Origin of the sequence: Ascidiaceihabitans sp. (assembly GCF_039986515.1) — a bacterium.
Taxonomy (GTDB): Bacteria; Pseudomonadota; Alphaproteobacteria; order Rhodobacterales; family Rhodobacteraceae; genus Ascidiaceihabitans.
The window spans coordinates 1-7,586 of record NZ_JBDWQO010000006.1; the positions used below are offsets into that span (position 1 = coordinate 1).

Annotated in this window: 7 protein-coding genes, 1 tRNA gene and 3 pseudogenes; 5 read left to right on the forward strand and 6 right to left on the reverse strand. The window is 52.7% G+C overall.

Annotated features, from left to right (window positions below; translation table 11 throughout):
• Nucleotides 1-148: 148 nt before the first annotated feature.
• Nucleotides 149-952 carry a methyltransferase domain-containing protein gene (locus tag ABJL60_RS02550; RefSeq protein WP_348413183.1) on the reverse strand — a complete coding sequence of 268 codons (804 nt, stop codon included), beginning with the start codon at nucleotides 950-952 and terminating at the stop codon, nucleotides 149-151.
• Between the two features lie 234 nt (nucleotides 953-1,186).
• On the opposite strand from ABJL60_RS02550, the pseudogene ABJL60_RS02555 reads away from it, so the two are divergent.
• A pseudogene (locus ABJL60_RS02555) lies at nucleotides 1,187-2,347 on the forward strand (IS30 family transposase).
• 230 nt (nucleotides 2,348-2,577) lie between these two features.
• Here the strand turns inward: ABJL60_RS02555 and ABJL60_RS02560 are convergent.
• The 5 genes and pseudogenes from ABJL60_RS02560 to ABJL60_RS02580 form a co-directional block, all read right to left on the reverse strand.
• Nucleotides 2,578-2,654: transfer RNA gene (locus ABJL60_RS02560), tRNA-Met, on the reverse strand.
• An 82-nt stretch (nucleotides 2,655-2,736) separates the two neighbouring features.
• Nucleotides 2,737-3,897, reverse strand: coding sequence for an aminotransferase class V-fold PLP-dependent enzyme (locus tag ABJL60_RS02565; RefSeq protein WP_348287054.1), 1,161 nt, complete (start codon nucleotides 3,895-3,897; stop codon nucleotides 2,737-2,739).
• Nucleotides 3,894-4,823 carry a GDP-L-fucose synthase gene (locus tag ABJL60_RS02570; protein WP_348432391.1) on the reverse strand — a complete coding sequence of 310 codons (930 nt, stop codon included), beginning with the start codon at nucleotides 4,821-4,823 and terminating at the stop codon, nucleotides 3,894-3,896. The genes ABJL60_RS02565 and ABJL60_RS02570 overlap by 4 nt, the downstream gene beginning before the upstream one ends.
• A gap of 63 nt (nucleotides 4,824-4,886) precedes the next feature.
• Nucleotides 4,887-5,255, reverse strand: a complete 369-nt coding sequence (locus ABJL60_RS02575) for a helix-turn-helix domain-containing protein (protein WP_348502088.1) — start codon at nucleotides 5,253-5,255, stop codon at nucleotides 4,887-4,889.
• Between the two features lie 226 nt (nucleotides 5,256-5,481).
• Nucleotides 5,482-5,669 (reverse strand): annotated as a pseudogene (locus ABJL60_RS02580) (hypothetical protein); the annotation flags it as partial.
• Nucleotides 5,670-5,717: 48 nt separating this feature from the next.
• Between ABJL60_RS02580 and ABJL60_RS02585 the strand changes: the two are divergent.
• From ABJL60_RS02585 to ABJL60_RS02600, 4 genes and pseudogenes are all read left to right on the forward strand, one after another.
• The gene (locus ABJL60_RS02585) at nucleotides 5,718-6,209 is read left to right on the forward strand and encodes a hypothetical protein (protein ID WP_348502089.1); all 492 of its coding nucleotides are present in this window, start codon (nucleotides 5,718-5,720) and stop codon (nucleotides 6,207-6,209) included.
• 2 nt (nucleotides 6,210-6,211) lie between these two features.
• A pseudogene (locus ABJL60_RS02590) lies at nucleotides 6,212-7,012 on the forward strand (IS66 family transposase).
• On the forward strand, nucleotides 6,991-7,173 hold the full coding sequence (locus ABJL60_RS02595; RefSeq protein WP_348432394.1) for a transposase domain-containing protein: 183 nt from the start codon (nucleotides 6,991-6,993) through the stop codon (nucleotides 7,171-7,173). The pseudogene ABJL60_RS02590 and the gene ABJL60_RS02595 overlap by 22 nt, the downstream one beginning before the upstream one ends.
• The gene (locus tag ABJL60_RS02600; protein ID WP_348432395.1) at nucleotides 7,166-7,435 is read left to right on the forward strand and encodes a hypothetical protein; all 270 of its coding nucleotides are present in this window, start codon (nucleotides 7,166-7,168) and stop codon (nucleotides 7,433-7,435) included. Before ABJL60_RS02595 ends, ABJL60_RS02600 begins: the two co-directional genes overlap by 8 nt.
• The last annotated feature ends 151 nt before the right edge of the window (nucleotides 7,436-7,586 follow it).

Sequence of the window (7,586 nt, forward strand, 5' to 3'; positions counted from 1 at the left end):
GCATCTTGCCGGAATTCGTCCGTCCGTTTCAGTCCCCTCTCGGGATCATGCTTCGCATAACCCTGCCGGGCGGGGCATAGTTCATCGCCTTTGTTGCAATAAATGCTATCAAAGGAACGGCATCAAACCGCGACAGGTCCAGCGTCTGCTAAGTCGCCTTGATACCCATGATCAGTCCATTTCTGCGCGTGGCTCGTAGCACTCCCCCGGTTCTTTCGCTTTCGTCGTTAATCAGTTTGGAGAGATGGTTACGTTGTTTGTCGGACGCAGTGTTGCCCGGTGGCATAGACAAAAGTACAGCAACTGCATCAGCTGGGTCTGTGCAGGCCATAACATCGATCAAATCATATCGGCCTGTGTGTTCAAATACGTCCCGGACCATCTTTTCTGCGTCGTCTAGCGAGAACAAAGCGGCCCCCGGGTCGACGGGAGGACCCCCGAACGCTTGTGCGCCGAGCACATGTAGTTCGTTTAAATTATCGAGAGTATTCGTGCTAACGAACAATTGCCCGCCCGGGCGCAAGACGCGACTGGCTTCTTGAATGGCCGAGCGCGGATCACTGACGTGATAGAGAACGTGCAAAAGTAGGACGATGTCAAAAGTTTCAGATGCATTAGGCAGAGCGACAGCATCCGCAATTCCTGCCTCAATAACTTCGACCTGCTTCACTATCGCAAGGTTTGTCTTGGCCTCCTCGATCATGCCTGGAGACGTATCGACAAGTGAAACGCGCAGATCGCTTGGCAACCGATCCCTTGACGCCTGCCAAAACCATCCGGGGCCACACCCGACATCTAAGATACATGCGCCTTCTTTTAGGTCGATCTTATCAATCAGCCAGTCAAACCAACTGACAGATGCGTACTTCGCCTGAAAGGACCCACGCGTCGCGAGGTGGCGCGGTGTAGCATATTGACTTTGGACTCCGCCATGTTTTGACTCTTTGCTCATACAGCTAAGTTAGGTCACATCGCCAACCATATCCACTAACCCCTTATGCTGGTCTATTGGTCTGTCTTGGCATTAAGTTAACGGCCAGAAGCAATGATGGGACTGGCTATGCTTAGGTAGTGAGCTTCCAGCAAAGCGGACTTTGGCGCAACTACAGAAAACGGCAGCTTTGTCCGGTGGTTTCAACGGATCGACGCAACACTTTAATCTTTTTGGAAAGATGGAGTGTAAGTCATGGCCTATCGGACGCGGGTATTTTTCACAGATAAGCAGAAGTCAGATATCTGGGATCGTTGGCAGCGGGGGGAATCGATGAGCTCGATTGGGCGCCATTTCGATCGCGGCTCATCATCTATTTATCCGTTGTTGGAACGTGGCGGCGGCATAAGGCCAGCGATACGAAGGCGATCCGGATTGGCACTGACGCTTTGTGAACGTGAAGAGATATCACGCGGCCTTGTGGCCAAACAGTCGCTGCGTTCGATCGCAGGTAGCCTTCATCGCGCACCTTCCACCATTAGCCGTGAAGTCGGCCGTAATGGCGGTGCCAATAACTACCGTGCTGCAATATCTGACGCGCAGACTTGGGATCGTGCGCATCGCCCGAAGCCCTGTAAGCGAGTTGGGAACGACTATCTTTGCCGCATTATATCAACCAAGTTACACCGCAAATGGTCTCCGCAACAAATCGCAGGTTGGCTGATGCGCGTACACCCTGATGACGACGACAAGCGTATCTCTCACGAGACGATTTATCGGAGCCTATTCATCCAAACACGAGGGGTGCTCAAGAAGGAATTACAAGCGTATCTACGCGCGACACGGTCCATCAGGCGGTCACGCCATGCAACGCTTAAGCGCAGCGGATTGGGCAAGTTCAACGATGTTATCTCTATCCGAGAAAGGCCTGCAGATGTCGAGGATCGCGCCATGCCGGGACACTGGGAAGGAGACTTGATTGCTGGATCTGGCAACAGCTTCATCGCCACACTGGTCGAGCGACACACCCGATTTGTGATGTTGGCAAAAGTCAGCAACAAAGACAGCCACAGCGTCATTCAAGCGTTAATCAAACAGTCCGGCAAGCTGCCAAAAGAGCTTTATCAATCTCTTACGTGGGATCGAGGAACAGAGATGGCAGGCCATAAGGCCTTCACGCTTGCAACGGATATCGACGTCTAGCTGTGCGAACCACATTCGCCCTGGCAACGCGGAACAAACGAAAACACAAATCGCCTTCTGAGACAGTACTTTCCAAAGGGCACGAATTTGTCGATACATAGTCAGGCAAAGCTGAGCGCCGTAGCGAGGCAGCTCAATGAACGACCTCGAAAAACGCTGGATTACGAAACTCCAGTAGAACGTTTTAACGCATGTTTTGCGTCGATCCGTTGAAGCCACCGGACAAAGCTGACAACGCAAAGCATGTATCTTGCTGGATATTCAACCAGCACCAGTCCGTAATTGCGTTGCGTGCCCTACATGATGAGACGTGGTGGCACCCGTCTCTGCAATCAGAAGCAAAATTGCTCTCCAACGTAGCACCAGTGTAACACCAGCCAATTCACCAACGAAAAAAGCCACCCGAAGGTGGCTTGTAACGAACTGAAATTATTCAGTAATATTGGTTGCGGGAGTAGGATTTGAACCTACGACCTTCAGGTTATGAGCCTGACGAGCTACCGGGCTGCTCCATCCCGCGCCAATACCGTGCGTTTAGTCCGGAAATTTGGGGACTGCAAGGGGGTGCGGCGGCTTTCGCTCAATAAAATCGCATCCAAGCCCTAAAGCGCTTTCAAAGCGGCGATGGCTTCGGTGATCGGATAGTGATGGTTGCCCACAAACAGACCGTTGGCATCGATGTAATCGGCATTGGTCAGCGATCCGTGAATGGAATGGTCGATGTGTTGCATGACTTCGTTCTTGGTGAAGTTTCCTGCAACGATCGGACGACATTCGAACCCTGCGGCCATCAAGCGCTTTACCAAGTCGTGGCGCTGCATGTCAGCATCCGGACGTAACACAAGGCTGAAGCCAAACCAGCTGCTGTTTCCGATTTCCTGCTGGATCATGAACAACGGATGCTGTCCCAATTCACGCTGCACCATGGCGCCATTCGCGCGGCGGCCTTCTATCAGACCGGGTAGTTTTTTCAGTTGTTCCTGGCCCAGTGCGCCGGACATTTCCAGCGGCCGCAGATTGTAGCCCGGCAACACAAACCGGAAGCTTTCTTCAAACGGATCATCGGACTTTTCGCCTGTAACCTTGTTGAACTTGGGCAAATTCCGGGTCCAGCCATGCGCACGCAGCGACAACATAACGTGGTACAGTTCTTCGTCGTCGGTGACGACAATACCACCTTCCATCGTCGAGATGTGGTGTGAGAAAAAGGCCGAATAGGTGCCCATGACGCCGAAGGTTCCAGCCTCTTTGCCCTGATACGTGGCCCCCATGCTTTCGCAATTGTCTTCTATGATGATGATATCACGATCGCCAATAATGCTTTTTATGCGGGCAAAATCGTTGGGGTTTCCCAAAAGATTAACCACCATGATAGCGCGGGTTTTGTCCGTTATCGCGGCTTCAAGCTGATCCAGATCATAGTTCAGTGTGTTCAAGTCGATATCGACAAATTTTTGGTGCAACCCGTATTGCGCAAGCGGATAGTATGTTGTGGACCAGCTGACGGCCGGCACGATAATTTCATCGCCGCGCTGCAATTTTGGTGTTTTCGTGTAGAACAATGCCGCCGTCATCAAAAGGTTGGCCGACGATCCGGAATTTACCATAACGGCATAGGTGCTGCCGAACTGCTTGGCGAATTGCGCTTCGAAGGTTTTCACTTCTTGCCCCATCGAAAACATGTCCGATGCAATGACACGCTGCAGCGCTTCTTGTTCTTTTTCGTCCCACGATGATGTGGCCAATGGGAATTTAGGGCTCATTTGGAAACCTCGTTCAGATAATGTTCGTATGTTGCGGACAACCCGTCTTTCAGTGACGTTTGCGGCGACCACCCCCAAGCCGTTTGGCGGCGCGTGTCCGTAAGCTTTTGTTTCATGCCGACGGGCTTTGACAGGTCATGCACAAAGCGCCCTTCCCAGCCGACGATTTCGGCAACCGTCTCGTAGTATGCGTTGATTGTATGATCGTGACCCAACCCCACATTCATAAGATCAGGCAAAGTATTGGTATCGCCCAGCGACCGATGTACGGCGTCGGCCAAATCGGCGGCAAACATGAATTCGCGGCGCGCCGTGCCGTCGCCCCAGATTTCGACGGTCTCTGCCCCTGTGGTTTTTGCAATGTGCATCTTGTGGATGATCGCGGGAACCAGATGCGAATGCTTTGGGTCGAACTTGTCATGTAGGCCAAACAGGTTGCACGGGATCAAGGTTTTGTACTGCGCCGCACTGTCTTGCGCGCTGATGTATTGGCACATGCGCGTCGCCATAATCTTGGCCAGCGCGTAGCCTTCGTTTGTAGGCTCTAACGGGGCTGTCAAAATCATTTCTTCGGTCAAAGGATTGGCCGCACCGGCAGGATACATGCAGGTGGACGCAAGGTTGACCAGTTGCGAAACCCCCGCATTGTGGGCTTCCATGATCACGTTTCGACCAATTGTGACGTTGATATCAAGGAACCCGACAGGGTCGGCCATGTTCGCCTGAATACCGCCAACTTTACCCGCCGCATGCACCACCGCGTCTGGCTTTTCCGCCACGAAGAATGCGCGCACCGCATGCGCGTCGGTCAAATCCAGTTCAGACGATGTTGGCGCCAGAATAGACCATTCCTGAGCGTCCGGATGGGCAAGAACGTTTTTCCCCACCATGCCATGTGCGCCTGTTAGAAATAGTTTTTTGCTCATGACGTCCCCAAGCCTTTGTTTCATTTGCGCATAGCATCCTTATCGCGAGATGGCTTTAAGGAATTACAGCATAGCGCAGAAACGCCGGGGTCTTAAAGATGTTCGCAAACACACATAACCCATTGCACACCACAAGATGGGGCGTACCTGCGGGGCTTTGGTTTCGATCAGTGCAAGATCGGCAAGAGCCTGCAAATCACTGATCCGCAATTCATCTTCTGTCCAATGTGCCAACTGACGTTTGCGCAAAATCCCAAGTGTTTTGTTGGTATGCACCAGCGACAACCCAAGCGCGTCTGCAAGATCCTGCTGTTTGAAAGGGAACGCCATCCGTCCGCCGCGCTCCATCCCAAGGGGCTTGCCGCGCAAAAACACACGTACCAAAGCCCATGCCACGCCTTGCAACGCGGTGCGCGGCCCAAGGGTCGACACTGCTTCGCCTAGAAATGTTCTTCTATGGCGGCAAGCCATGTCAGCGAAAATGCGCGATCGAAAACGCAAAGCGTCATTTTTGTCGTGGCTTCTACAGAATGGCCCATTTCACCCATGACGCCTGCCTGCAGGCCAATAAAATCATCGGAAAAATAAAGCTGCCCACCTGCCGTTCACCGTTTGGCAGCAGTTTATAACGCATCCGCCCGTTGAAGCTTTGGCATCAGCCGTTCTCCCATGCGCTGGCCGACAGGGTATCGCGTAGCGATGTCCCGAGAGGGCTGACCCAGGTTCGATATAGGCAGTATATGCCCCCACCGCCTTGATCCAATCCCTGACCACCTCAGCGATGAACTCTGGGCCATTGTCCGACCTGATGTAGGCTGGAACACCCCGCAGGATGAACAGGTCTGTCCATTGCTCGGCCGGCAGTTGCAACGCAATCTGCCGAGAGGGGCCAGCGTGCATCTCTCAACAGGGCAGCAACTCGACCGTATCGTTCAAAAAACACTGGAACTTGCGACATCTGGCAACGATGCGGTGGACGTTACAACCATCATCGAGCCTGTCTTGCTGTTCCCCGATCAAGCTGTTCCATCGTCTCTGTTGAGGGCTGAAGGCATGACCAATGCCATGAAATACATCAGCAGTTCGGAAAACAAAAAACCTGAGTTAAAGATCGGCTTGGCGCAGGCGGGCGATACCTGCTCAGTGTCGATTGAAAATTCTGGGGGCGCATCCGTCTCATCAGAAAGCACAGGTCTTGGCACACAGCTGATTACGGCATCCGAAGCCTTTCCCGCGTTCGAAACCGAATTTATGAACGCGCGGCATGAGATTATTGCCAGCTTTTGCATCTTTGATCCCGAAACACCGCTGCGCTCCGAAAGGGCTAATACGCGGATCATTGTCCGCTGTTCCGCCAGTCCCAGATATACCCAAGATCAGGCCTAAATATTGATCGCTCCACGCTGGCAAATTGGATGGGCAAGGTATCCTTCCATCTCGCCCCCGTTGTGGATCACATGTTCAAAGAGTTGAAGGCATCGAACAAGTTGTTTGCGGATGAGACCCGTTGCCCCGTGTTGGACCCCGGACGCGGTAAAACCAAAACAGGCTACCTCTGGGCCATTGCCCGTGACATTGCCCGTGACGAACGCCCCTTTGGTGGCACTGCGCCGCCGGGTGTGGTCTTCTGCTATGCGGATGGCCGTGGCGGCAAACATGCGACAGACTTCCTGACGGGCTTTAGCGGCACGCTGCAAGTGGATGGCTATACCGGCTATAACGTGCTGACCAAGCCCGGCCGCAACTCTAGCCCTGTAAATCTGACCTATTGCTGGGCCCATGCGCGGCGCAAACTCAAGGAAGTCCATGACCGCGATGGATCACCTATTGCAAAAGAAGGGCTTAAGCGCATTGCCAAGTTCTACAAGATAGAGGAGGCGATTAGGGGCCAATCGGCTGAATAACGCAAGGCTGCGCGTCAAGAACAAACCAAGCCGCTGATGGCTGACTTCGAGGTCTGGCTCAAAACGGCCCGTTCCCGCATCTCTGCAAAGTCACGCCTTGGCGAGAAGCTCAGCTACATTGCCAAATACATGACGGGTCTAAAGTTGTTCCATGATGACGGCACCGTCGAGATGGACAGCAACATTGTTGAGCGCGCACTCCGCCCCATCGCGCTCAACAGGAAAAACGCGCTGTTCGCAGGCCACGATGAAGGCGGCCGAACATGGCGCGCATCGCGCCCCTGATTGAGACCTGCAAACTTAACGACGTCGAGCCATACGCTTATCTCAAAGCGACCTTGGAGGCCATTACGGCAGGACATCCCGCTGTGCGCATCGATGAGTTGATGCCTTGGAACTACCCCTTTAACCCCAGATCAGAGAGATTGGCGTCCAACCATGAGTAAACTAAAAGAAGCGCAAAACGCCATCGAAGTGCAGGCTGGACAGCTTGTGGCACTTCAAATGCTGATCGAAGCCATGATCGTTGGAGGTATCAGAACAAAGATCATTGATGAAAAGGAGTTCATAATACTCCTGGATCAAGGAATGAAGGCATTCCAAAATAACACGAACATGACAGATCAGGAAACCTTCGGCGCCATCGGCACCCTGACAAGCGCCGTCGATATGATAAAATACGCAAAAGACAAACAAATACTGCCGTGATACCGCTTACACTGTAGTCAATTTAAGGCTGATATCCACAGATGCGCAAACACTGATTTCAGCGATGCAGTTTTTGCGTTTTATGTGGTTTGGTTGTTATCGTTTTAGATTGAATGGTTCTTATTAGGTTTGGCGATGACCTACTCTCCCA